Consider the following 25,023-nt stretch of genomic DNA (forward strand, 5'->3'; position numbering starts at 1 on the left):
CGCGCCCTGCTCTTCCCGCGGCAAGCCGGCGCTCAGTGCGCCTGCATCTTCGAGAACAGGTTCAACACCACCACGCCCGCGATGATCAGCGCGAGGCCGATGACGGCCGGCAAGTCCGGCACCTGCCCGTACAGCGCGATCGCAACGAGCGTGATCAGCACGATGCCGGCGCCGGACCAGATCGCATACACGATCCCGACCGGCATCGTCTTCAAGGTCAGCGACAACCCATAGAACGCAAAGCCGTAGCCGACGATCACGATCAGCGTCGGCAGCAGCCGCGTGAATCCATCCGAGGCGCGCAAGGCGGACGTACCGATCACTTCGGCCACAATGGACATGGCGAGCCAGGCGAAAGCAGGCAATTTCATCGTCGTTTACTCCCCTGCCAGCGCGAGCGCGGCGTAGTCGTGGCCGAGTTCGGCGGCGAGCGCCTCCACCACCAGTTCATGATCGCGGCGCTGCGGCAGGCCCGACACCGTGATCGTGCCGATCACACCGGCGCCGGCCACCGTCAGCGGAAACGCGCCGCCATGCGAGGCGTACTCGGTATCGGGCAGGCCGTGCTTGGCCGCCAGCGTGGTGCCGGCCTGCTTCAGGCGCAGGCCGACCGCGTACGAACTGCGTCGAAAATGCTCGACCGCGCGGCGCTTGCGCGCGACCCAGGCAACGTTGTCGGGCGTCGCGCCCTCGAGCGCGGCGAAGAACACGGGCAGGCCGAAGCTGCCGATCTCGATCGCGACGGCATGACCACGCGCGAGCGCCATGTCCCGCAGCCGCGTGCCGAGCGCCCACGCGCGAGCCGTGTCGAACTGCGGAAAGACGAGCGTGTGCTCCTGAACGAGGATCGACTGCAGATCGTGAGCGATATCCATATAGATCGTCGAAACGGGCGTTGAATGAAAGGGCGGGAACCGCCGACAGATTCTAGCCCAGCGGCTCGCGCACACGGCGCTGTGACGGGGACAGATAAAACGCTTGCACTGTTTCCAGGAACATCCTATAATTTAATTCTTCTGACGGACGCGGGGTGGAGCAGTCTGGCAGCTCGTCGGGCTCATAACCCGAAGGTCATAGGTTCAAATCCTATCCCCGCAACCAAGTCGTATCGATGATGGGTCACAGCGCTTCGAGCTTGTGGCCCATTTTCATTTCCAGCGCCGGAAATGCTCGCGCGCACCGCCTCCGCTATCGTTGTCACAAGCGCCATTGCAGCGCCCGGCCTCGCTGCCGCCTGCCACGCGATGCGCGGCAAAAGCGCGCCTGCGCCTTTCTGGAATCGCCGTATGCGGTGATACACTCGCATCACCCTTTCGCTCCCCATCCCTATGAAATTCTGCTCAGTCTGCGGCCACGAAGTCATCGCGCGCATCCCTCCCGGCGACAACCGCGAACGCTTCGTCTGCGACCAGTGCGGCACGATCCATTATCAGAATCCGCGCAACGTGGTGGGCACCGTGCCCGTCTGGGGCGATCAGGTGCTGCTGTGCCGCCGCGCGATCGAACCGCGCCACGGCTACTGGACCTTGCCGGCCGGCTTCATGGAGATGGGCGAAACCACCGCCGAAGCGGCCGCGCGCGAAACGCTGGAAGAAGCCGGCGCGCGCGTCGAAGTGCAGAACCTGTTCACGCTGCTGAACGTGCCGCATGTGCATCAGGTCCACCTGTTCTATCTCGCGCGCATGAGCGGCCCGGAATTCGAGGCCGGCGAGGAAAGCCTCGAAGTCCGCCTGTTCGACGAGGCGGACATCCCCTGGGACGACATCGCGTTCACCACCGTCAGCCAGACCTTGCGCCTGTTCTTCGCCGACCGCGAAGCCGGTTCGTTCGGCGTGCATACCGGCGACATCCACCGCTCGCTGCGCAACGGCTGACAGCGCGCGCATGGTTCCCTGGCTCGCGCCCGAGGCGCCGTTTCCGCCCGTCGAGCAGGCGCTCGGCCCGGCCAGCGGCGCACCCGGCCTGCTCGCGGCCAGCGCCGACCTGCTGCCCGAGCGCGTCGCCGACGCGTATCACCGCGGCATCTTCCCCTGGTATTCCGACGGCCAGCCCGTGCTGTGGTGGAGCCCCGATCCGCGCATGATCCTCGCGCCGGACGAATTCCGCGTCTCCGCCACGTTCCGCAAGACGCTGCGCCGCGTGCAACGCGAAGCGCGCTGGGACGTGCGCGTCGACCACGATTTCCCCGCCGTGATGCGCGCCTGCGCGCAGGCGCCGCGCGACGGCCAGCGCGGCACCTGGATCACCGACGACATCGTGGCCGCCTACACGGCGCTGCATCGCGCGGGCCACGCGCACAGCATCGAAACCTGGCTCGACGGCGAACGCGTGGGCGGCCTGTACGGCGTGGCGTTCGGCACGATGTTCTTCGGCGAATCGATGTTCGCGAAGGCCACCGACGCCTCGAAGATCGCGCTGGCCACGCTGGTGGCGCACCTGCGCGCGCACGGCGTGACGATGATCGACTGCCAGCAGAACACCGCGCATCTCGCCTCGCTCGGCGGCCGCGAAATCGGCCGCCGCGATTTCGTCGCGCATGTGCGGCGCGCCACCGCCGAGGCCGCGATTCCGTGGCGCTTCGACAAGCACGCGCTGGCCCGGCTGACCGAGACGGCGCCCGCCGGCTGATGCGCGGCCCATCGCGTGGCACTCCTCAACGCGATAATTTTCATGTTACCTTTGTCGTCATCCGACCGGCCGGCGCTCGCCAAGGCCGGCCCTATCGACAAGACATCCGATGCCCACCCTGACGATCTCCCCTTCGCATGCGCCGCAGCCGGCGTCGGCCGTCGCGCGCAGCACGCGCGTCGTGTGCCGCCGCACCGGCCCGGCGTGCGGGATCCGTTCGGGCCCGGCTCGGCGTGCCACGCGGCCCGGCGGCTTCCGCCCGGCCCGCTGACGCGACCCTCCCGCCTCGAGAGCTGCCCATGACTCATCCCACCGAGTTGCCGCTTTCACCGCTTTCGGCCCTGCAGTTCTATGCAACGGCGCCGTACCCGTGCAGTTATCTCGATGGCCGCGTGGCGCGTTCGCAAGTTGCGACGCCCAGCCATCTGATCAATTCCGACATCTACACCGAACTCGTCAAGGCCGGCTTCCGGCGCTCGGGCGTGTTCACGTATCGGCCCTATTGCGACGGCTGCCGCGCCTGCGTGCCGGTGCGCGTGCCGGTGGACGCGTTCGCGCCGAACCGCACGCAGCGCAAGATGTGGAACCGCCATCGCGGGCTGGTGGCGTCGGTTTCGCCGCTGCATTACGACGAGGAGCATTACGCGCTGTACATGCGCTACCAGTCGGCGCGCCACGCGGGCGGCGGCATGGATCGCGACAGCCGCGACCAATACGAGCAGTTCCTGCTGCAAAGCCGGATCAATTCGCGGCTCGTCGAATTCCGCGACGCGCCGCGGGCCAACCCCGACGCGCCGGACGCCGCCCCCGAGCCGGGTGCGCTGCGCATGATCAGCATGATCGACATCCTCGGCGACGGGCTCTCCTCGGTGTACACGTTCTTCGAACCCGAGGATGCGCACAAGAGCTACGGCACCTACAACATCCTCTGGCAGATCGAGCAGGCACGCAGCTTGAGGCTGCCCTACGTGTATCTCGGCTACTGGATCCGCGAAAGCCAGAAGATGGCCTACAAGGCGAACTTCCGGCCGCTCGAAGGCCTGATCGACGGCCGCTGGAAGCCGCTCGACCCGGCCACCGTCGATCTGCCGCCGGTCGACGCGGCGCTGGCCCGCGCACCGCTGCCGGGCGGCCACGGCGGCACGCGCTGAGGCGGCGTCGGCCGCGGCGCACAAAGGCGCTCGAGCGGCCCGCCCCGCGCCCTGCCACTGCCCTGCATTCCTGACCGGCCGGGCTCCCGGTTCGGTTAAAATGCCGGGTTATCAATTTTCCGGCCCCGCCCGTCCCGCCGTGTTCAGCTCCCTTTATCCGCTCGCCCGCGCGTCCCTCTTCAAGATGGACGCCGAAGATGCCCACCACCTGACGCTGCGCATGCTCGGCGCCGCCGGCCGCACCGGCCTCGCGAGCCTGCTCGCGCCGAACGTGCCGGACGTGCCGCGCACCGTGATGGGCCTGACCTTCCGCAATCCGGTCGGGCTGGCGGCAGGGCTGGACAAGGACGGCGCCTGCATCGACGGCCTGGCCGCGCTCGGCTTCGGCTTCATCGAGGTGGGCACGGTCACGCCGCGCGCGCAGCCGGGCAACCCGCGCCCGCGCATCTTCCGCTTGCCGGAAGCGAACGCGGTGATCAACCGGATGGGCTTCAACAACCACGGCGTCGATCAATTCGTGAAGAACGTGCAGGCCGCGCGCTATCGCGGCGTGCTGGGCCTGAACATCGGCAAGAACGCCGACACGCCGATCGAGCGCGCCGCCGAGGATTACCTGTACTGCCTCGAGCGCGTCTACCCGTTCGCCAGCTACGTGACGATCAACATCTCGTCGCCGAACACCAAGAACCTGCGCCAATTGCAGGGCACCAACGAGCTCGACGCACTGCTCGCCGCGCTGAAGGACAAGCAGGCGCGCCTGGCCGACCTGCACGGCAAGCTCGTGCCGCTCGCACTGAAGATCGCGCCCGATCTCGACGACGAACAGGTCAAGGAAATCGCCGCGCTGCTGCTGCGCCACCGCATCGAAGCCGTGATCGCCACCAACACCACGCTGTCGCGCGCCGCCGTGCAGGGCATGCCGCACGCCGACGAAACCGGCGGCCTGTCGGGCCGCCCGGTGTTCGACGCCTCCACCGAGGTGGTGCGCAAGCTGCACGCCGAACTGGGCAGCGCGGTGCCGATCATTGGGGTTGGCGGCATCTTTTCGGGCGAGGACGCGCGTGCGAAACTCGCGGCCGGCGCGTCGCTGGTGCAGCTCTACACGGGCTTCATCTATCGCGGCCCGCCGCTCGTCGCCGATTGCGTGAAGGCCATCGCCCGCGGCTGAGCACGCGGCGCCGTTATATAGAAATAAACAAACGATAGTTGGCCAGTAATTGTGTTTTTACTATGATGGCCGCTATCGTCAACGCCCGTTGCGGGCAATACAGGGAACAGAATGAAGATTGTGTCGCTGAAGAAGCTCCTGAGCGCCGGCCTGATCGGCGCCTCGCTGGTTGCCGCGTCCGCCCATGCGGCCGACATCCTCGACCAGGCCAAGCAGCGCGGTACGCTGCGCATCGGCCTGGAAGGCACGTTCCCTCCGTTCAATTCGAAGGCGCCGTCGGGCGAGCTGGTCGGCTATGACGTCGACATCGCCAAGGCCGTGGCCGCCAAGCTGGGCCTGAAGCCGGAATTCGTCACGACCGAGTGGAGCGGCATCATCGCTGGCCTGCAGGCAGGCAAATTCGACGTGATCGTCAACCAGGTCGGCATCACCGACAAGCGCAAGGAAGCGCTCGACTTCTCGCCGGCCTACACGTACTCGGCCGCGCAGCTGATCCAGCGCAAGGACGACACGCGCGAATTCAAGTCGCTCGACGACCTGAAGGGCAAGAAGCTCGGCGTCGGCCTGGGCACCAACTACATGGACATGGCGAAATCGGTGCCGGGCATCGACGTGAAGACCTACCCGGGCGCGCCCGAGTACCTGCGCGATCTGGCCGCCGGCCGTCTCGACGCGGCGCTGAACGACCGCCTGATGCTCGCCTACCTGTTGAAGGCATCGCCGCTGCCGCTGCGCACGGGCGCCACGGTCGGCTCGGCCGAACCGTCGGGCATCCCGTTCAAGAAGGGCAACCCGAAGTTCGCCAAGGCGATCGACGATGCGATGACGCAGCTCGAAGCCGACGGCACGTTCGCGAAGATCTCGGACAAGTGGTTCGGCATCGACGTGTCGAAGCCGATCAAGTAAGTCGGAACGCGGCATGACGAAGGGCGGCATCGGCGACGGTGCCGCCCTTCGCTTTGTTTTCGTCGGTTTATGATGGCGCCTTGTCATGCTTCCGGGCGCGCCTGCCTCACCTGCTTCCCACCATGTCGATCACTTCCCTGCTCGTCGATTCGCTGCCCGTGCTCGCCCAGGGCGCGCTCCTGACCGTCAAGTTCGCCGTCCTGTCGATGGTGTTCGGCCTCGCCGCCGCCGTGGTGCTCGCGCTGATGGGCATCGCCCACAACCGCGCATTGAATGCGATCGCACGCGTCTACGTGAGCCTGATGCGCGGCACGCCGCTGCTCGTGCAGATCTTCGTCATCTATTACGGGCTGCCGAGCCTCGGCATCTCGCTCGACCCGACGCCGGCCGGCGTGATCGCGCTGTCGGCCAACGTGGCCGCCTACATGTCGGAAAGCATGCGCGGTGCGATCAACGGCATCGAGAACGGCCAGTGGCTGGCGTCGTACAGCCTCGGCCTGTCGTGGGGCCAGACGCTGCGCTACGTGATCGGCCCGCAGGCGCTGCGGATCGCCGTGCCGAGCCTGTCGAACAGCCTGATCAGCCTGATCAAGGACACCTCGCTGGTGTCGGTCATCACGGTGACCGAACTGCTGCGCAGCGCGCAGGAGATCATTGCCTCGACCTATCAGCCGCTGCCGCTCTATCTGGCCGCCGCCGGCGTCTACTGGGTGCTGTGCCAGATCCTCGAATGGGTGCAGCGCTGGTGGGAACGCCGGCTCGCGCTGCCGGGACGGTTCTGACCGATTGACCAATTGACCGACCCGAGCGGCGCGTGAACCGCCGATGCATCCCGCAACGGGCGCGCGACTTGCGCGCCCGTTTCATTTTGCCGCCGCCCCGCCTTCAGCGTTCGTCCGCCGCGAAGCGCACGCCGAGCGCCGCGCGCGCGGCATCGGTCATCGCGATCATGCCGCGCGAGTGCGCATGCGTGAGCACCGGGCTTTCGGTCAGCCCGTCGCGCAGCAACGCGCAGAAGTGTGCCGTTTCGTAGTTGAGGCCGCCGCCCGAAAACGGTGCGTCGAGCTCGACGACGCGCCCGTCCGAATAGCGGATCGTCGCCTTCTGCGGATTCCACCAGTTCTCGTGAATCGTCACGGTGCCGCCCTCGGCGCCGAGCAGCGCATCGCCGCGCCCCATCACATCGAGCCCGCAGAACAGTTGCGCGATGCCGTGTTCGTGGCGGCTGTTCAGGCTCGCGAAGGTGTCCACGCCGGTCGCGCCGACACGGCCGAGCGTCTGCACGTCGAGCGGCGCGCCGAGCCAGTCCACCGCCAGGAACATCTCGTAGATGCCGATATCGAGCAACGCGCCGCCGGCGGTCTCGAAGCTGAAGCTGGTGTGATCGGCCGGCACCGTCGAGAACGCGCCGCCGGCCCGCACGAGCCGGATCGGGCCGACCGGATCCTGCGCCAGATGTTCGCGCAGGCGCCGGTAGAGCGGATAGAACGGCGGCTTCATCGCCTCCATGAACAGCCGGCCGGCAGCCTTCGCGGCGGCCAGCACCGTGTCCAGTTCGCGCGCGTTGACGGTGGCCGGTTTCTCGCACAGCACGGCCTTGCCGGCGGCGAGCGCGGCGCAGGCGTATTGCGCGTGGCTGTCGTTGAGCGTGGCGATGTAGATGGCGTCGACGTCCGACGCGCACAGCGCCTCGAAGCTGTCGATCGGCGTGCCGCCGTGCGCCGCGCAGAATGCGGCGGCGGCCTCGGCGCGGCGCGCCCAGACATGCGCCAGCGCCGCATCGGCGACGTGCGGCAGCGATTGCGCGAAGCGGCGCGCGATCGCGCCGGCACCGACGATGCCGAAACGAATCGGAAAAGAGGAAGGAGCGTTCATCGGGAGCGGAGTCGACGGGAAATCAACGCCGGGCGAACCGGCGGCGGACTGTCATGATAACGGCCCGCCGCCGGCGCATCGCCGTCGTCCCTCGCGCGCCCGAGTCGGGAACACCGGAATCAGCCCGCCGCGCGCTCCGGCGCCGTGCTCGACGCTTCGTCGGTCAGATCGATCAGCTCGCGTGCGGCCGCTTCGGCGGCGTGCCCGTTGCGCTGCTCGATCGCCTCGACGACGCGCTCGTGCAGTTCGATCAGCCGCTCGGGCGCGCCTTCGCGGCCGGCCGTCTGCTCGCGCACGAGCCGCAGCGCGCCGCTGATGATCGCGCTCATCTGCTGGAAGAACTGATTGCCGCTCGCCTGGACGATCCGCGCATGGAGGCGTTCGTCGGCTTCGTCGTAGCCCGCCTCGCCCGGTTCGAGCGACCGGAACGCCTCGAACGCCTCGCGGATGCCGGCGATGTCCGCGCCGTTCGCGCGCTCGGCCGCCTGCCCGGCCGCACGCGGCTCGATCAGCATGCGGAATTCGAGCACGTCGCGCATGAATTGCGGATCGGGCTTGGCGCGGAAGCGCCAGTTCACGACGTCCTCGTCGATCATGCGCCAGTCGCGCATCGGCCGCACCCGCGTGCCGACCTTCGGCCGCACGTCGAGCATGTCGCGTGCGAGCAGCATCGAGAGTGCTTCGCGCATCACGGTCCGGCTGACGTCGAAATCCTTGGAAAGCACGTCCTGCGGCGGCAGGATGCCGCCGTATTTGTCTTCCACGATACCCGTCACCAACCCGTCCATGACCTTGCTGACGAGCGACCTGTCTTTGTCTTTTGCTTGTTCCATAGGAGACCTCCCCGTTACTACATATCTGTGTTGGCGTGCTGCCCCCGCAGTCCGGCCTGGCCCCTTTTACAGCTCTCTCGATTGAAAACGACTCGCGAAACGATTGTTCTTATGTTCGATACGTTGCTGAGTTCGCGGTCGCAACGCTATCTGGAAAACACCTGAGAGGGTATTCCCTCTTACTATTTCTTTAACGCATCGTATCGCAAAAAAAAGCCCGACAGGCCTGGAAAAGCGCGTCGGACGATGTGTCTGGAACGAAAAACGTTTGCGGCGATTAAGGCCGATGCAATTCGTTGGTTTTTTGAATTGCGATTGGCCTTAATGTTTTAAATCCCTATTTAATGCGCGCGGTAATCGATCGACTCCACGCCGGTCGCACCGCCCAGCAGGCAGAGATCGGCGCCGCGTTGCGCGAACAGGCCGACCGTGACCACGCCGGGCCAGCCATTGATGGTGGCTTCAAGCCCGCGCGGGTCGGTGATCGACAAACCCTTGACGTCGAGGATCTCGTTGCCGTTGTCGGTCAGGTACGGCGAGCCGTCCTTCGCGACGCGCAGCACCGGCACGCCGCCGAGCGCCGTCAGTTGACGGCCGATCGCGGTGCGCGCCATCGGCACCACTTCCACCGGCAGCGGGAACGCGCCGAGCGTGGCCACGCGCTTGCTGGCGTCGGCGATGCACACGAACGTGCCCGACACCGACGCGACGATCTTCTCGCGCGTCAGCGCGCCGCCGCCGCCCTTGATCATCGCGCCGCTCGCATCGATCTCGTCCGCGCCGTCGACGTACACCTGCAGGCCTTCGATCTCGTTCAGGTCGAACACGCGAATGCCGTGCGATTCGAGCCGCTGGGTGGTCGCGATCGAGCTGGACACCGCGCCGCGATAACGGCCCTTGATCGCCGCCAGTGCGTCGATGAAGCAGTTCGCGGTCGAGCCGGTGCCGACGCCGATCACGGCGCCTTCCGGCACGTTGGCGAGCACGTAATCGGCGGCCGCCTGGCCGACGAGGCGTTTGAGTTCGTCTTGGGTCATGGTGAGGTTGAAGCGCTGATTGCGAAACCCGCGAGTCTACCGGAGTCGTCCGGCACGGCGTCGATTTTCGGGGGCATGCGAGGCATCGGCGCGACAATCGGCGGACGGTGCACCGGCAGGGTGCGGCCGTGCCGGAATCAGGGCGCTTCGGGTACCGATACCGGCGCGGCCGAAGGTGCGGCGGCCGGGAAATACTTGTCGAGCAGGGCCTGCGCGATCGCATCCGTCTGCGCATCCGGGTTGCCCGAATAATCGGCCGGCCGGAAATGCATCTGGAACGCCGCGAACACGCGTCGCGTGCGCGCGTCGAGCACGCCGTCGGTGGCCACGTCGTAGCCGTAGCGCGCGAGCTTCAGTTGCAGCCCGCGCACATCGGCCGGATCGCCGGGTGCCCGGCCCGCGAGGCGCGCGGCGACCGTTGCGTCGTCGGGCCACGCGCCGATGCCGGCGCGGTACAACGCAAGCCACGGGAACGCCGGGCCCGGATCGATCTTGCGCTGCGGCGCGATATCGCTGTGGCCGACCACGCGCGTCGGCGGAATGCCGTAACGCGTGACGATGTCCTTCGCGAGCTTCACGACCGCCTCGACCTGATCGGGCGCGTACGGCTGCCAGGTGCGGTCGGCGGGTGCATCGAGCGGCCCGGCATTGACAATCTCGATGCCGATCGACGCGGCGTTGAGCTCGGTGGTGCCCTGCCAGTCGCTGACGCCCGCGTGCCAGGCGCGCTGGCTTTCGGGCACGAGCTGCAGCACGACCGGCTCGCCGTTGCGGCGCGCCGGCTGGCTCGGGATCAGGTAATGCGCGCTGACCTCGTTGTGGGTCAGCACGAACAGCGCGCGCCGGTCGTCCGATTCGGTGTAGTGCATCACGAGAAAACGCACGCGCGAATCGGCGCCCTGCGCGGGATGGCTCGTATCGGCCACGTAGGTGCCGCGCTCGACGAGCGTGGGCGACGCGCAGGCGGCCAGCAGCGCGACCGCGCCGCCGAGCGCGAGCGCACGCGCGGGCCGCGCCCATCGCGCAATCCCGGCCCAACGGTGCGCCACGCGCGCGCCCATCGCGCTTACTTCGCCACTGCCGCGCGACGCTGGCGCACGGCTTCGTACAGCACCACGCCGCTCGCCACCGACACGTTCAGGCTTTCGACGCTGCCGGCCATCGGGATGTTCATCACGTCGTCGCAGGTGTCGCGCGTGAGGCGGCGCATGCCCTCGCCTTCGGCGCCCATCACCAGCGCGACCGGGCCTTCCAGCTTGGTTTCGTAGAGGCTGGCCGTGGCGTCGTCGGAGGTGCCGATCACCCACACGCCGGCGTCCTTCAGCTCGCGCAGCGCGCGGGCGAGGTTCGTCACAGTGATGTACGGCACGGTATCGGCCGCGCCGCTGGCGACCTTGGCCGCCGTGGCGTTCAGGCCCACCGCGCGATCGCGCGGCGCGATGATGGCGTGCGCGCCGGCCGCATCGGCCACGCGCAGGCACGCGCCGAGATTGTGCGGATCGGTCACGCCGTCGAGCACCAGCAGCAGCGCCGGGCCCTGGATGCCGTCGAGCAGTTCGGCCAGGTTCTGCGCGAGCGGCAGATCCTCGACGCGCGCGACCACGCCCTGATGGCGCTCGGTATGCGCGAGGCCCCACAAGCGCGTTTCGTCGGCCGCGATCAGCCGCACGCCGGCCTCTTTCGCGCTCGCCAGGAAATCGATCATCCGGCGATCGCGCCGGGTCTGGTCGTACAACACCTCGGCGACCGTCGACGCGTCGTGGCGCAGGCGCGCGGTGACGGCGTGAAAACCGTAGAGAACCTTCAAACGTGACATGACTGGACCAACCTTCGTCTAAACGCGAGGCGCGCGGTGCGCATCGCGGGAATGGTAAAACGCAAGCGCCGCGTGACGGGCCTGGCGGCCTGACAACGCGGCGTCTTCAATGCATCGAACGCACGGGCCGGCGCCTTGCGACGCCGGCCGCGGCATCAATATTTCTTGCGCGGGCGCGCCTTCTTGGCGGCCGATTTGGCCGGTGCGCCGCCCTTCTTCTTGGCGGCGGCACGCGGGCCATGCGCTTCCTTCGCGGCCGGCGCCGATGCTGCGGCCTCCGACTTCTGACGGCGCGACGGCGGCGGTGCATCGTCGTCGCTCGTGATGCCCGGCATGGCACGCACGCGTGCGCCGCCTCGCTCGCCGGCCGGCGCAGGGCCGGCCCCACGCACGGTTTTCACCGGCGTGTCGCGCACCAGACGGAAGTCGATCTTGCGCGCATCGAGATCGACGCGGCTGACCTGCACGCGCACGCGATCCGACAGGCGATAGCGAATGCCGGTGCGCTCGCCGCGCAGTTCGTTCTTGATCTCGTCGTACTGGAAGTAATCCGAGCCGAGCTCGGTCACGTGCACGAGACCTTCGATGAACAGCGTGTCGAGCTGCACGAAGATGCCGAACGGCGTCACGCCGTTGACCATGCCGCCGTATTCCTCGCCGAGCTTGTCGCGCATGAAATAGCACTTGAGCCAGGCTTCGACGTCGCGCGAGGCTTCGTCGGCGCGCCGCTCGTTCGCCGAGCAGTGCAGGCCGAGTTCTTCCCAGATCGCGTCGTGGTTGCGCGTGCGATTGCGGGCGGTGTCGTCTTCCTTCTGCATCGCGCGGGCGCGCGGCGAGATGGCGGTGTTCAGCGTGACGCTGTCCGGCGCCTTCGGCAGGTACTTCTGGCCCGACAGGATCGCGTAGATCGCGCGGTGCGTGAGCAGATCGGGATAACGGCGGATCGGGCTCGTGAAGTGCGCGTAGGCATCGTAGGCCAGACCGAAGTGACCGATGTTGTCGGGGCTGTAGACGGCCTGCTGCATCGAGCGCAGCAGCATCGGCTGCAGCATCTGCGCATCGGGCCGCTCGCGGATCTTCGCCATCAGCGCCGCGTAATCGCTCGCGTGCGGTTTCTCGCCGCCGCCGAGCGTGAGGCCCATGCCGCGCAGGAACGAGCGCAGGTTCTCGAGCTTCTCCGGCGTCGGGCCCGCGTGAATGCGGTACAGGCCCGGCTGCTTGTGGCGCTTCATGAAATCGGCCGCGCAGACGTTCGCGGCCAGCATGCATTCCTCGATCAGCTTGTGCGCGTCGTTGCGCTGACGCGGCAGGATCTGTTCGATCTTGCCCTGCGCATTGCAGACGATGTAGGTCTCGGTGGTGTCGAAATCGATCGCGCCGCGCTTCTGGCGCGCCGCGAACAGCGCCTTGAACACGCCGTACAGATCCTGCAGATGCGGCAGCAGATCGGCGCGGCGCGCCGCCTCCGGCCCCTTGGTGTTGCCGAGCACGGCCGCGACCTCGGTGTAGGTCAGGCGCGCCGCCGAGTGGATCACGGCCGGGTAGAACTGATAGCCCTTCACCTCGCCGCGCGCCGTGACGACCATGTCGCACACCAGCGTGCAGCGATCGACCGCCGGGTTCAGCGAACACAGGCCGTTCGACAGCTTCTCGGGCAGCATCGGAATCACGCGGCGCGGGAAGTACACCGACGTGCTGCGCTGAAGCGCATCGACGTCGAGCGCTTCGCCCGGCTTCACGTAATGGGAGACGTCGGCGATCGCGACGATCAGGCGGTAGCCGTCGCCGCGGCCGACCTTCATCGGCTCGCAGTACACCGCGTCGTCGAAGTCGCGCGCATCCTCACCGTCGATCGTGACGAGCGGCACGTCGCGCAGATCCACGCGATAACGCAGGTCGATCGGACGCACCTTGTCGGGCAGCGCCGCAGCGGCCGCCATCGCGGCCGGGCTGAATTCGTGCGGCACGCCGTACTTGCGCACCGCGATCTCGATTTCCATGCCCGGATCGTCGATATCGCCGAGCACTTCGGTCACGCGACCGAGCGGCTGGGAATGGCGGCTCGGGAAATCGGTCAGCTCGACCACCACCACCTGGCCGACCTTGGCCTTCTTGGTGTTCTGCGTGATCAGGATGTCGTGGCCGATGCGCTTGTCTTCGGGCGCGACGATCAATGCGCCGTTCTCGTTCAGCAGACGGCCGATCACGCGCTTGTTGGCGCGATCGGTGACTTCCACCACGTGCCCTTCCGGGCGGCCGCGGCGGTCGTAACCGACGATGCGCGCCAGCACGCGATCGCCGTGCATGACCTTCTGCATCTCGCCGCTCGGCAGGAACAGATCGTCCTGGCCGTCGTCGCGAATCAGGAAGCCATAGCCGTCGCGATGGCCCTGCACACGGCCGGCCACGAAATTCGACGGATGGGTGAGTTGGTAATGCCCGTGCTTGTCGAGCCGGATCTGGCCGTCGCGTTCCATGGCGGCGACGCGCCGGAAGAAGCCCTCGCGCTCCTGGCGCTTGATCGACAGCGCCTCGGCGATGTCGTTCGCGACCAGCGGCGCATCGCTCGTGCGCAGCACGCCGAGAATTTCTTCACGGCTCGGAATGGGATACGGATACTTGCTCAAGGGCTTGTCGATGGTTGTTCTCGTTGCGTGGACTTACCTGTCCGGTTCGAACGATCGGACGCCAGGTTGCGGGCCATTCTATCACCCGACACGGCACCAATTAATCGCAACGCGCCGCGCATCGGCCATGTGCCGGCCGTCGCGCGCGTCGATGCAAAAAGCTGTTGACACGATGCATCGACCTGCTATGATTGCGGTCTTGCTTGATGCAGAAGCAGCTTGTGCCCAGGTGGCGGAATTGGTAGACGCACTAGGTTCAGGTCCTAGCGGTGGCAACATCGTGGAGGTTCGAGTCCTCTCCTGGGCACCACAAGTTTTAAAAAAAGCCGGCCTCGTGCCGGCTTTTTTCATTTCCGCGCGCATCGCCCCATCGCGTCTCAACTCTCCCCGTTCAGCACCGACAAGTCCGCATGCCCGTCGCATGTGATGCGCGCCACATAGGTTGCACGCATGCCGTCGTTGTCCGTGTGCCGCAGCAGGATCGTCCAGATCTGGCTGTGCTCGTCCCAGATCGCGCCGGGCAACAGTTCGAACGTCTTGTCCACGTCCCCGCTCGACTTGAAGTAATTGACCAGCACCTGACGCTGCGAATCGACCGAGCCAGGCTGGCACGCACCGGCTGCCAATTGGTGACGATCCGAGAAATTCGACGCGAGCTGCATCGCGATCACCACGGCGGCGACCGTCGCGGCAACGGCGGCAACCCGCCTCGCGATCCTGAACGGACGGCGCTCAACAGCCTGTTCCATGAAAGCTCCCGGAGAGGGCGCCGGGCACACGGCGGCGCGACCGACGCTTCGATGAACCGTCATCGAAACTTACGTGACGCACATGCCGACCGTCAACCCGGCCACCGGGTCGCCCCGGCATGACGGGGCCGCGTTCGCTTCGCCGCAGCCCCATGCACGCTCATGCATGCGCCAAACCCGCAAGATAACGCGTCAGCGCCGCCGACGACATATCGCGCGCCAGCCGCGCCGCCTGCCCCGCCCACATATTGCTGAAATCGGCGCATCCGGTTTTTTCCGTCACGGCGCGCAACGGCATCAGCGCGCCGCCCGCGGTCGGAAACGCCGGCGCCAGCTCGGACAACGGCCCCATCTCGCGCATCAACCGGTTGACGATGCCGCGCGCCGGGCGCCCCGTGAACAGGTTGGTCAGCGCCGTTTCGTCCTCGCCGGCCGTGCGCAGCGCATCGCGGTGGAACGCGCTGACCTTGGCCTCGGGCGTCAGCAGATAGGCCGTGCCGACCTGCGCCGCCGAGGCGCCGAGCGCGAACGCGGCCCGCACGCCGCGCGGGTCCGCAATGCCGCCGGCCGCAATCACGGGCACCGGCACGGCGTCGACGATCTGCGGCACCAGCGCCAGCGTGCCCACCTGCGTGCTCATCTCGCTCGACAGGAAATTGCCGCGATGGCCGCCCGCCTCGTAGCCCATCGCGATCACCGCATCCACGCCGCGCTCGGCCAGCCAGCGCGCCTCCTTGACGGTGGTGGCCGATGCGATCACGCGCGCGCCGGTGCGCTTCACGCGATCGAGCAGCCCCGGTTCGGGCAGCCCGAAATGGAAGCTGACGACTTCCGGGCGATATGTCTCGACCACCTCGCAGTAAGCCGCATTGAACGGCGCGCGATTCGACGACGGCGCCGGCGCGGCCGGATCGAGCCCGAGCTCGACGTAGTAACGCGCGAGCGCCGCCCGCCAGGCAGCCTTCCCGGCCGGGTCCGGCGCAGGATCCGCATGCACGAAGAAATTGACGTTGATCGGCTTGCGCGTGGCGCCGCGAATCTGCTCCAGCGCCGCCGTCGTCTGCTCGACCGACAGCATCGCGCACGGTAGCGAACCGAGCCCGCCCGCCTCGCTCACGGCGATCACCATCTCGGGCGTGGTCGCGCCCGCCATCGGCGCCTGGACGATCGGCAGCGCAATGCCGAACAGGTCGAGAATGCGGCGATCCTGCGCCGGGGCGTTGCTCATGATTCGGTCCTCCATTCGGTGTGCGATCAATGGCGCGAACAGCCTGCGCGCCATCGTACCGCAGCGCGCACCCCAACCCGCAGCACAAAACTGTTGACACGCTGCTCTGGCACGCTATAATTACGTTCTTGCTTGATGCAGAAGCAGCTTGTGCCCAGGTGGCGGAATTGGTAGACGCACTAGGTTCAGGTCCTAGCGGTGGCAACATCGTGGAGGTTCGAGTCCTCTCCTGGGCACCACAAGTTTTGAAAAGCCGGCCTCGCGCCGGCTTTTTTCATCGTCGTCGGGATGGCGCAGCATGTCCTCTCCTCCTCGCCGATGGCTGCAACAGCGTGAAGCATGATTCGATGACAGCAATGAGTTCTGTCCCGAAAAAAGAGTTGACAGGGTGGCCGGACCCTTTATAATTGCGGTCTTGCTTGATGCAGAAGCAACTTGTGCCCAGGTGGCGGAATTGGTAGACGCACTAGGTTCAGGTCCTAGCGGTGGCAACATCGTGGAGGTTCGAGTCCTCTCCTGGGCACCACAAGTTTTAAAAAAGCCGGCCTCGTGCCGGCTTTTTTCATTTCCGGGCCAACTTCATCCGGCCCACGCAACGCCCCGCTCACCCGAGCCGGGCCACTGCATCGTCCACGCTCAGCTCCGAAAGCGCCGCTTCCCGCAAACCGTCGTCGCATGCTCGCCGCAACACGGTCAGCACGTCCGGCTTCAATCGCACCAGCATGAGCCGCCAGCCGCGCGCATCGCATTCGGCGGCGAACGTCTTCAACGCCTCGATGGCCGTGCCGTCCAGATTCGGCGATTCCTCCAGACTCAACACCACCACCTTCGCACCCGAGGCAACGGCAAGCTGACGAACCCGCCCCAGCACGCGCTCGGCATTCGCGAAGAACAACAGCCCCTCCGGCCGCACGATCAGCATGCCCGGCACGCGCGTGGCGTCCGGGTGGATCGCCACGTCGACGAAATCGCGGCTGTCGCGCAGGCGCCCCAACTCGCTGAGCTTCGGCTCGGACAGGCGGCGCACGGTCAGCAGCAGGCTCGCGGCAATCGACGCAAGCAAACCGTTCAGCACGCCGAGCACGAGCACCGCGAGAATCGCCGCGATCACGAGCAGGCGATCGCGATGCCAGCGCCAATATGGCCGGAACACGGCCGGGTGCAGCGAGTGGCTGACCGCGAAGATCACGATCGCGGCCAGCACCGGCTCGGGCGTGCGCGCCAGTTGCGGCAGCAGCAGCCAGACGATCAGCCCGATCACGACGGCCGCGCAGGCGCCCGCCAGCCGGCTTTGCGCACCGGCCGCCTCGTTGGCGGAGCTGGCCGAATAGCCGGCGCCAACCGGCATGCCGTGCAACAACCCCGAGATCAGGTTCGCGCAACCCAGCGCCATGAGATCGCGATTCGGCGACACGGTGTCGCCGTGCTTGAGCGCGAAGCTGCGGATCGAGCCGTACGACTCGGCGTACAGGATCAGCATCAGCGCGACGCCCAACTCAACCGTTTGACTCCATGCGGCGCGATCGAGCACGGGCAGGCCGAACGTCACGTTCGCGAGATCGATGCGGCCGACCACGGCGATACCGTGCGCCGACCAATCGATTCCGTAGCCGGCCGCGATGCCCAGCACGATCACGATCAGCGTGGCCGGCGCGCGCGAACGGCTGCCGAGCGCGAACAACACGACCAGTGCCACCGCCCCGAGCACCACGCTGGCGAAATTCGCATGCGGCAAGCCGCGCAGCAGATCGATGAAGACATGCGGCGTATCGCTGTGATGCACGGGCACGACGAGGATCTTCGGCAACTGTTTGATGACGATCGTCAGCGCCAGGCCGAACGTGAAGCCGCGCAGCACGGGCCGCGCGATGAAATCCGACATGCCGCCGAGCCGGGCCGCGCCGGCGATCAGGAACAGCACGCCGGTGGCGGCGACCATCGCGGCAGCCAGCGCCAGTTGCGCGGCCGGCGCCACGCCGGTTTCGGACAACACGGTGGCCGCCAGCACCGCGGCCGACGACGACGTGGACGACACGATCGCGAACCGGCTGCTGCCGAGCGCCGCGTACACCACCAGCCCCACCAGCAACGCGATCAACCCGGCCTGCGGCGGCAGATTCGCGAGCCCGGCATACGCCACCGCCTCCGGAATCAGCAGCCCGGCGATCGACAGCCCGGCCAGCGCATCGCGCCAGCTCCGCTCGCCGCGCGGCATGGCCGGCGCGCCGAGCGAGGCGAAATGCGACGCATCGCCCGGCGCCGCCTCGGGCACCGCAGGCGACGGCGTATTGGCCGGAAGGTTCGCCGCGGCCTCGGGCCGGGACGACGGTACCTGACGCTCGTCGCTCATCTCAGGCCCGCGGCGTGTACACGCCGGACCAGCCCGGCAGATAGCGCGCGTCCTGCGCGTGCGCATGCTTGAGCGCTTCGTCGAGCGCCTTCGCGAAATGCTTGCGGATCCGCTGCACCGGGATCTTCGGGCGCAGATAGTCGGCCCACAGGAATTCGCTGAACGGCGTGATGTCCTTCGCATAGCCGCCTGCCGTGCGCAATTCGCCGGCGAGGCTGCGATACGGATCGTCGCTGAGCCCGGTCAGCACGCCCGGCAGGCGGTCGTAGCCATGACGCGCGCCATCGGGGCCGAACGGATGCACCCACTGGTTGTGCTCCATCATCCGCCAGAAGATCGTGTCGTCGAGCCAGGACAGATCCTTCAGCAGCATCGCCTTCACGTCGCGCACGTCCTCCTCGAGCAGCGCGCGGCCCAGGTGATGGTGATCTACGATGTACAGCGCGTTGCCCGGCCCGAGCACGGCCGGGAACCAGTGCAGCTCGAGCGAGTCGCGCCGCGCCTTCTTGCCGAGCGACTGCCAGTGCTTGCGCTTCGCCTCGACCTCGCGAAACCCGACGGTCATCTGGGTCGGCTTCAGCGCGTCGAGTTTGGCGGGAATCAGATGAACGTCGGTACCCAGCGCCATGATCGGTCTCCAATAACGAATTCTCGCCACGATACCGCCGCACGCGCCGTTTGTGCGCGCGGCATTGTGAGCAATCGTGAATCGCCATCCGGAAATTTCGAATAATCATTGCAAATACCGAAATCACATCCATTCGATTTCAATACGTTTCTTTCATTCAGCATTCCAATTCCGCGATCTTCGGATTTCAGTCGTTCATTTATCTAGGGATTAATCCGTAGCGCGGAATAAAACGGAACGCGATCGCAATTCCCCAGCGTACACTGAATAGCCGTCCGCGCGCCGCGCCAGCCGGGCGGCCGCGACAGCCATGGCGCTGACGACCAAGGAGGCCTGCCCCATGAGTTGGACCCGGGAACAAAGAAACGTAACGATCGCCGCATATCTCGGCTGGACTCTCGACGCATTCGATTTCTTTCTGATGGTATTCGTATTGAAAGATATCGCGGCGGAATTCAATACGAAAATCCCGGCTGTCGCTGTCGCCATCACGCTGACGCTCGCCATGCGCCCGCTCGGCGCACTGATTTTCGGCCGGATCGCCGATCGCTTCGGCCGCCGTCCGACGCTGATGATCAATATCGCCTGTTATTCGTTTCTCGAACTGGCCTCCGGCTTCGCGCCGAGCCTGATGGCCCTGATCGTGCTGCGCGCCCTGTTCGGCATCGCGATGGGCGGCGAATGGGGCGTCGGCTCCGCGCTGACGATGGAAACCGTGCCGGCGAAATCGCGCGGCATCGTGTCCGGGCTGCTGCAGGCCGGCTACCCGAGCGGCTATCTGCTGGCCTCGATCGTGTTCGGCCTGTTCTACCAGTACATCGGCTGGCGCGGCATGTTCATGATCGGCGTGCTGCCGGCGCTGCTGGTCGTCTACGTGCGCGCGCAGGTGCCGGAATCGCCGGCCTGGAAGCAGATGGAGAAGCGCCCGCGCCCGAGCCTCGTGGCCACGCTCAAGCAGAACTGGAAGCTGTCGGTGTACGCCGTGGTGCTGATGACGGCGTTCAACTTCTTCTCGCACGGCACGCAGGATCTCTACCCGACGTTCCTGCGCGAACAGCATCACTTCGATCCGCACACGGTGTCGTGGATCACGATCGTGCTGAACATCGGCGCGATCGTCGGCGGCCTCGCGTTCGGTTCGATCTCCGAAAAGATCGGCCGCCGCCGCGCGATCTTCATCGCCGCGCTGATCGCGCTGCCGGTGCTGCCGCTGTGGGCGTTCTCGAGCGGCCCGCTCGCGCTCGCGGCCGGCGCGTTCCTGATGCAGATCTCGGTACAGGGCGCGTGGGGCGTGATCCCCGTGCATCTGAACGAAATCTCGCCCGACGAAATTCGCGCGACGTTCCCCGGCTTCATCTATCAGCTCGGCAACCTGCTCGCGTCGGGCAACGCCGCGATGCAGGCGCAGATCGCGATCGACAACGGCAACAACTACGGCCACGCGCTGGCGCTGGTGGGCGGCATCGTGGCCGTGGTGATCGCCGTGCTGATCCTGTTCAGCCGCGAACGGCGCGGCATCGACATGACGCAGAGCGCCGCCCAGGCCGCGGCAAGCCACTAGCTCCACCCGCAGCGCATCATCGCGGGAAGCGCGACGCACCGCGCTTCCCGCGCGGCGATGCTGCACCCGCACATCGCCTCTAGAGGAATCTGCCCACACACAACGCTTGCCGACATCCCTCCGCGCTTTTTATCGTTACGAAAAAACGCTTGTTTCAATTGGAGATTTGAATCGTTCGTTCGTAATGCGAAACAGCGATCAAGGGAGGCGTACATGGCGGTTCGTCAGGCCAGCCGGCAAGCCGGCGGCACGAAGGCGCGCATACTCGACGCGGCAGAGGATCTGTTCGTCGAACATGGTTTCGAAGCGATGTCGATGCGTCAGATCACATCGCGCGCCGCGGTCAATCTCGCGGCGGTCAATTATCACTTCGGCAGCAAGGAAGCCCTGATCCACGCGATGCTGTCGCGCCGGCTCGATCAGCTCAACGACGAACGGCTGCGCATTCTCGATCGCTTCGAGGCCCAGCTCGGCGCCGCGATCACCTGCGAACACGTGCTCGGCGCGATGTTCATTCCGGCCCTGCAGGCGTCGCGCGATCCGCAGCGCGGCGGCCGCGCGTTCCTGCGGCTGATCGGCCGCGCCTACACCGACCCGTCGACGTTCGTGCGCAACTTCCTGGCCGCGCACTACGCGAGCGTCGCGGGCCGCTTCTTCGACGCATTCCAGCGCGCGCTGCCGCAACTGCCGCGCAGCGAACTCGGCTGGCGGCTGCACTACGCGATCGGCGCGCTGTCCGGCGCGCTCGCCGGCGCCGAAACCGACAGCCTGCTCGACGATTTCTCGCAGGGCCGCACGATGAACGACGTGCAGATGATCGCGCGGCTGTCGTCGCTGATCGTCGCGGCGCTGAAGGCGCCGATGCCCGATGCGTCGCAGATGTCGATTTTCGCGGCGGTGCTCGACGACGCGCAGCGCGGCATGAGCCTCGGCCCGGGCGGCGGCGAATTGTCCGCGGGGCCGTTCGGCGCCTCGGCCGGCTCCCAGCTTCACGCGCGGCACCCGCGCTGACGCGCGGCGCCGCGCGCCGCTCCGTTTCATCAGCAGCACGCGCGACCCCGCGCGGGCCGGCGGCTGCCCGGCCGATACCGATTACAACGACTCTGGAGACATGCGATGAACGCCCTTGCGGCCCACCTCGGCACGCCGGCGCCGAACACCGACGGCATCTGGTTTCCTTCGTATCCGCGCGGCGTGCCGCACGAGATCGACCTCACGCAATACGCCTCGCTCGTCGATTACTTCGACGAATGCACCACGCGTTTCGCCGATCGCGTCGCCTACATCAGCGCCGGTTCGCGCCTGACCTACGCGGCGCTCGCACGCAAGGCCGACGCGTTCGCCGCCTACCTGCAGCGCGATCTCGGCGTGAAGCCCGGCGACCGCGTCGCGATCATGCTGCCGAACTCGTTTCAGTATCCGGTCACGTTGTTCGGGGTACTGAAGGCCGGCGCGATCGTCGTCAACGTCAATCCGCTCTACACGGCGCGCGAACTCGCGCATCAGCTCAAGGACAGCGGCGCGGAAACGATCGTCGTGTTCGAGAACTTCGCGCACACGCTCGAAGAGGCGCTGCCCGAAACGCGCGTGCGCAACGTGGTGGTGACCGCGCTCGGCGACCTGCTCGGCGACGGCTTCAACACCAAGGGCAGGCTCGTCAATTTCGTGCTCAAGCGCGTCAAGAAGCTGGTGCCGGCCTATCGCCTGCCGCAGGCGGTGCGGCTGCGCGCGGCGCTCGCGAAAGGGGCCGCCGCGCCGTCCAGGCCGGTGCCGCTCACGCGCGAGGATCTCGCGTTCCTGCAATACACGGGCGGCACCACCGGCGTCGCGAAGGGCGCGATGCTCACGCACGGCAACCTGATCGCGAACCTGCTGCAGGCGAAGGCCTGGATCGCCGACCAGGTGTCGGGCGACATCGAAACCGTGCTGACGCCGCTGCCGCTGTATCACATCTATTCGCTGACGGTGAACGCGCTGATCTTCATGGGCCTCGGCGGGCGCAACATCCTGATCGCGAACCCGCGCGACACCACCATGATGATGAAGATCCTGCGCAAGGAAACCTTCACCGGCATCACCGGCATCAACACGCTGTACAACGCCTTCCTCGACAACGCCGAGTTCCGCGCGCGCGATTTTTCGCAACTCAAGCTCGCGATGGCCGGCGGGATGGCGATGCAGCGCGCCGTGGCCGATCGCTTCAAGGAGGTGACGGGCTGCCCGATCGTCGAGGGCTATGGGCTGACCGAATGCTCGCCGATCGTGACGATGAACCCGGTCGATCTGAACGACATGCACGATTTCAGCGGCTCGATCGGCATTCCGGCGCCGTCGACGCTGGTGCGCATGCGTCTCGAGGACGGTACCTGGGCCGGCATCGGCGAGGCCGGCGAACTGTGCGTGCGCGGCCCGCAGGTGATGCGCGGCTACTGGCAGCGCCCCGACGAAACGGCCAAGGTGCTCGATGCCGACGGCTGGCTCGCGACGGGCGACATCGGCGTGATGGACGAGCGCGGCTTCGTGCGGCTCATCGATCGCAAGAAGGACATGATTCTGGTGTCGGGCTTCAACGTCTATCCGAACGAGATCGAGGAAGTGCTGGTGATGCATCCGGGCATCAGCGAGGCCGCGGCGATCGGCGTGCCGGACGCCTCGCACGGCGAGCGGATCAAGGCGTTCGTGGTGCGCCGCGATGCGTCGCTGACCGTCGACGAGGTGCTCGCGCACTGCCGCAAGAACCTGACCGGCTACAAGATGCCGAAGGCGATCGAGTTCCGCGACGCACTGCCGCAAACCAACGTCGGCAAGATCCTGCGCCGCGCGCTGCGCGACGAGGAACTCGCGAAGCGCAAGCAGACCGCGCAGCCCTGAGCCGGCGCCCCGCATCCACCAGAGGAGATTCGCATGCCGTCGAGCCCGCCCCTGCGCCGCATTCGCCGCGCCGCACTGCCCTGCGTGTTGTCCGTTGCCCTTGCCGCCGCCTTCGCGATGGCCACCGTGCCGGCCGGCGCGCAAACCGCATCGGAGGCGGCGCCCGCCGCCGCCGCCGCACTGCCACCCGAACTGGCGCGGGTCGTCCAGCAGCCCGTGGCGCAGCAGGCCGCGTGGCTGAAAACGGCGGCCCGCGACGGCGCGCTCGACAAGCTCGACGACGCCACGCTCACCGCGCTGTTCACGGCGCTCGACCCGATGACGGTGCCGGCCTATATCGCCGCCGGCCCGAACGGCTATCCGTCGTACGAATTCACGATGACGCGCCAGGAGCGGATCGGCAGTTCGTGGGCGAGCAAGCCCGATCACATGATCGTCAAGATGACACGCGAGCCGCTGCGGATCTACGCGAAGTGGCTGCCCGACGGCGCGCATTCGGGCCAGGAGGCGATCTACGACGAAACCAAGCGCAAGGACGAGATGTACGGCCACCTGGGCGGGCTGTTCGGCAAGATTCCATTATGGACGTCGCTGACGGGCACGCTGGCGCGCGCGCAGTCGAATCACACGATCCGCGATCTCGGCACGGAATACATCACGGGGCTGTATCTGAGCGAGGGCAGGAAATACGAGGCGGCCGGCGTGAGCCGACCGACCCGCGTGGAGGCGAAGACGATCGACGGCGTGCGCGTGGTCGCGCTGACTTACGAGACGCCAACCGGCCGGCCGCAGTTCTACGCGAAGAAGGAGACGCTCGGCCTCGATCTGCGTCATCCCTATTTCCGCACCGTCGAATCCTACGACAACGACGGAACGCTCTTCGAGAGGATCGTTTTCGAGAAAATCGCGCCGAAAAACTTCGACGACAGCGCGTTCGACCCGAAGAATCCCGACTACAAGTACTGAGCCCGGCCCGTGGCATAGCCCTTGCGCGCCTGCGGCCCGGGCCGCAGGGCGCGACAGTTGGACGCGCCCACCCTGCCAAAACGGCCAATATCCCGCCCGTCGGGCCGTCTCGCGATCCCATCCCACCATCGCACGCCCCGCCATTATCCTGCCCGAGCGGTATGCCGCAGCCGTTCGGCCAAATCGCACTTGACGAGCGCAAGGTCTATAGTGGGTAACGGTTAGACACAAACGCGCCCGCACGTATCTCAATTGAACAGGGTAGAATCCCGCTCAAGCGCTTCGCCAGATAGCGCGGTGCATCCAAGCAAAACCCTCATCTGACGCCGGCTCAAGCCGCTTCTCAATGGCCAATCCTGCAGAATCCCATCCGCAAAACGACTTCATCAACGCAGCGCGCAAAGAACGCAAGCGCGTAGAAATTTATCTCGTCAACGGCATTCGCCTGACGGGCTGCATCGAGTCGTTCGACCAGTACCTGGTGATGCTGCGCACGCCCGTCGGTTTGCAAGGCATCTACAAACGCGCGATCTCGACGATCCAGCTCGACATGGGCGGTTCGCGCCCCGGCGGCGGCGGTCGCGGCGGCCCCCGCACCGGCGGCGGTGGTGGCGGCCACGGCGGCGGCC

23 protein-coding genes and 4 tRNA genes are annotated in these 25,023 nt (G+C 66.8%); 15 read left to right on the top strand and 12 right to left on the bottom strand.

Features of this window, described 5'->3' with window-relative positions; all coding sequences use genetic code 11:
* Positions 1 to 32 precede the first annotated feature (32 nt).
* Both G3N92_RS02760 and G3N92_RS02765 read right to left on the bottom strand, forming a co-directional pair.
* Positions 33 to 371 carry a multidrug efflux SMR transporter gene (locus G3N92_RS02760; protein ID WP_206125903.1) on the bottom strand — a complete coding sequence of 113 codons (339 nt, stop codon included), beginning with the start codon at positions 369 to 371 and terminating at the stop codon, positions 33 to 35.
* Between the two features lie 6 nt (positions 372 to 377).
* Positions 378 to 875 (bottom strand): heme-degrading domain-containing protein, encoded by a 498-nt coding sequence (locus G3N92_RS02765; RefSeq protein WP_206125904.1) that lies wholly within the window; start codon positions 873 to 875, stop codon positions 378 to 380.
* Positions 876 to 1,024: 149 nt separating this feature from the next.
* On the opposite strand from G3N92_RS02765, the gene G3N92_RS02770 reads away from it, so the two are divergent.
* The 7 genes from G3N92_RS02770 to G3N92_RS02800 all read left to right on the top strand — a co-directional run bounded on the left by G3N92_RS02770 (position 1,025) and on the right by G3N92_RS02800 (position 6,635).
* Positions 1,025 to 1,101, top strand: a tRNA-Met gene (locus tag G3N92_RS02770).
* Positions 1,102 to 1,328: 227 nt separating this feature from the next.
* Positions 1,329 to 1,874, top strand: coding sequence for an NUDIX hydrolase (locus G3N92_RS02775; protein ID WP_206125905.1), 546 nt, complete (start codon positions 1,329 to 1,331; stop codon positions 1,872 to 1,874).
* Between the two features lie 10 nt (positions 1,875 to 1,884).
* Positions 1,885 to 2,628, top strand: a complete 744-nt coding sequence (gene aat / locus G3N92_RS02780) for a leucyl/phenylalanyl-tRNA--protein transferase (protein ID WP_206125906.1) — start codon at positions 1,885 to 1,887, stop codon at positions 2,626 to 2,628.
* 299 nt (positions 2,629 to 2,927) lie between these two features.
* Positions 2,928 to 3,779, top strand: a complete 852-nt coding sequence (locus tag G3N92_RS02785; RefSeq protein WP_206125907.1) for an arginyltransferase — start codon at positions 2,928 to 2,930, stop codon at positions 3,777 to 3,779.
* Positions 3,780 to 3,918: 139 nt separating this feature from the next.
* Complete coding sequence (locus tag G3N92_RS02790) at positions 3,919 to 4,947, top strand: quinone-dependent dihydroorotate dehydrogenase (RefSeq protein ID WP_206125908.1); 1,029 nt, start codon at positions 3,919 to 3,921, stop codon at positions 4,945 to 4,947.
* A gap of 111 nt (positions 4,948 to 5,058) precedes the next feature.
* On the top strand, positions 5,059 to 5,853 hold the full coding sequence (locus G3N92_RS02795) for a cystine ABC transporter substrate-binding protein (protein WP_206125909.1): 795 nt from the start codon (positions 5,059 to 5,061) through the stop codon (positions 5,851 to 5,853).
* Between the two features lie 122 nt (positions 5,854 to 5,975).
* Positions 5,976 to 6,635: an amino acid ABC transporter permease gene (locus tag G3N92_RS02800; protein WP_206125910.1), complete on the top strand. Its 660-nt coding sequence runs from the start codon at positions 5,976 to 5,978 to the stop codon at positions 6,633 to 6,635.
* Positions 6,636 to 6,738: 103 nt separating this feature from the next.
* Here the strand turns inward: G3N92_RS02800 and G3N92_RS02805 are convergent, their stop codons facing one another.
* From G3N92_RS02805 to rnr, 6 genes are all read right to left on the bottom strand, one after another.
* A complete protein-coding gene (locus tag G3N92_RS02805) occupies positions 6,739 to 7,728 on the bottom strand; it encodes a Gfo/Idh/MocA family oxidoreductase (RefSeq protein WP_206125911.1) in 990 nt (329 codons plus the stop codon).
* 119 nt (positions 7,729 to 7,847) lie between these two features.
* Positions 7,848 to 8,561, bottom strand: coding sequence for a FadR/GntR family transcriptional regulator (locus G3N92_RS02810; RefSeq protein WP_206125912.1), 714 nt, complete (start codon positions 8,559 to 8,561; stop codon positions 7,848 to 7,850).
* Positions 8,562 to 8,902: 341 nt separating this feature from the next.
* Entirely contained in the window at positions 8,903 to 9,598 is a 696-nt protein-coding gene (rpiA, locus tag G3N92_RS02815) for a ribose-5-phosphate isomerase RpiA (protein WP_206125913.1), read from the bottom strand.
* Positions 9,599 to 9,735: 137 nt separating this feature from the next.
* A complete protein-coding gene (locus G3N92_RS02820) occupies positions 9,736 to 10,659 on the bottom strand; it encodes an N-acetylmuramoyl-L-alanine amidase (RefSeq protein WP_206125914.1) in 924 nt (307 codons plus the stop codon).
* 5 nt (positions 10,660 to 10,664) lie between these two features.
* Entirely contained in the window at positions 10,665 to 11,414 is a 750-nt protein-coding gene (gene rlmB, locus G3N92_RS02825) for a 23S rRNA (guanosine(2251)-2'-O)-methyltransferase RlmB (protein ID WP_206125915.1), read from the bottom strand.
* Between the two features lie 155 nt (positions 11,415 to 11,569).
* On the bottom strand, positions 11,570 to 14,041 hold the full coding sequence (gene rnr, locus G3N92_RS02830) for a ribonuclease R (RefSeq protein ID WP_206125916.1): 2,472 nt from the start codon (positions 14,039 to 14,041) through the stop codon (positions 11,570 to 11,572).
* A 223-nt stretch (positions 14,042 to 14,264) separates the two neighbouring features.
* On the opposite strand from rnr, the gene G3N92_RS02835 reads away from it, so the two are divergent.
* Positions 14,265 to 14,351 (top strand) — tRNA-Leu (locus G3N92_RS02835).
* Between the two features lie 67 nt (positions 14,352 to 14,418).
* Here G3N92_RS02835 and G3N92_RS02840 read toward each other — a convergent pair.
* Positions 14,419 to 14,790, bottom strand: a complete 372-nt coding sequence (locus tag G3N92_RS02840; RefSeq protein ID WP_206125917.1) for a hypothetical protein — start codon at positions 14,788 to 14,790, stop codon at positions 14,419 to 14,421.
* Between the two features lie 160 nt (positions 14,791 to 14,950).
* Positions 14,951 to 16,018 carry a nitronate monooxygenase gene (locus tag G3N92_RS02845; RefSeq protein ID WP_206125918.1) on the bottom strand — a complete coding sequence of 356 codons (1,068 nt, stop codon included), beginning with the start codon at positions 16,016 to 16,018 and terminating at the stop codon, positions 14,951 to 14,953.
* A 152-nt stretch (positions 16,019 to 16,170) separates the two neighbouring features.
* Here G3N92_RS02845 and G3N92_RS02850 point away from each other — a divergent pair.
* Together G3N92_RS02850 and G3N92_RS02855 are read left to right on the top strand one after the other, a co-directional pair.
* Positions 16,171 to 16,257, top strand: a tRNA-Leu gene (locus G3N92_RS02850).
* Positions 16,258 to 16,457: 200 nt separating this feature from the next.
* A tRNA-Leu gene (locus G3N92_RS02855) sits at positions 16,458 to 16,544 on the top strand.
* A 78-nt stretch (positions 16,545 to 16,622) separates the two neighbouring features.
* On the opposite strand, the gene G3N92_RS02860 is transcribed toward G3N92_RS02855, so the two are convergent.
* Entirely contained in the window at positions 16,623 to 18,368 is a 1,746-nt protein-coding gene (locus G3N92_RS02860) for a SulP family inorganic anion transporter (RefSeq protein WP_206125919.1), read from the bottom strand.
* Position 18,369: 1 nt separating this feature from the next.
* On the bottom strand, positions 18,370 to 18,996 hold the full coding sequence (locus G3N92_RS02865; protein ID WP_206125920.1) for a ParB-like protein: 627 nt from the start codon (positions 18,994 to 18,996) through the stop codon (positions 18,370 to 18,372).
* A 340-nt stretch (positions 18,997 to 19,336) separates the two neighbouring features.
* On the opposite strand from G3N92_RS02865, the gene G3N92_RS02870 reads away from it, so the two are divergent.
* The 5 genes from G3N92_RS02870 to hfq form a co-directional block, all read left to right on the top strand.
* Positions 19,337 to 20,557, top strand: coding sequence for an MFS transporter (locus G3N92_RS02870; protein WP_206125921.1), 1,221 nt, complete (start codon positions 19,337 to 19,339; stop codon positions 20,555 to 20,557).
* 213 nt (positions 20,558 to 20,770) lie between these two features.
* Positions 20,771 to 21,568 carry a TetR/AcrR family transcriptional regulator gene (locus tag G3N92_RS02875; protein ID WP_206125928.1) on the top strand — a complete coding sequence of 266 codons (798 nt, stop codon included), beginning with the start codon at positions 20,771 to 20,773 and terminating at the stop codon, positions 21,566 to 21,568.
* Positions 21,569 to 21,673: 105 nt separating this feature from the next.
* Positions 21,674 to 23,428, top strand: coding sequence for an AMP-binding protein (locus G3N92_RS02880; RefSeq protein ID WP_206125922.1), 1,755 nt, complete (start codon positions 21,674 to 21,676; stop codon positions 23,426 to 23,428).
* 117 nt (positions 23,429 to 23,545) lie between these two features.
* Entirely contained in the window at positions 23,546 to 24,394 is an 849-nt protein-coding gene (locus G3N92_RS02885; protein ID WP_241014538.1) for a DUF1571 domain-containing protein, read from the top strand.
* Positions 24,395 to 24,740: 346 nt separating this feature from the next.
* Positions 24,741 to 25,023: RNA chaperone Hfq (hfq, locus tag G3N92_RS02890; RefSeq protein WP_206125924.1), on the top strand; the 283-nt coding region annotated here is incomplete at its 3' end.

It is taken from the genome of Burkholderia sp. Ac-20379 (assembly GCF_017104645.1).
GTDB lineage: Bacteria > Pseudomonadota > Gammaproteobacteria > Burkholderiales > Burkholderiaceae > Burkholderia.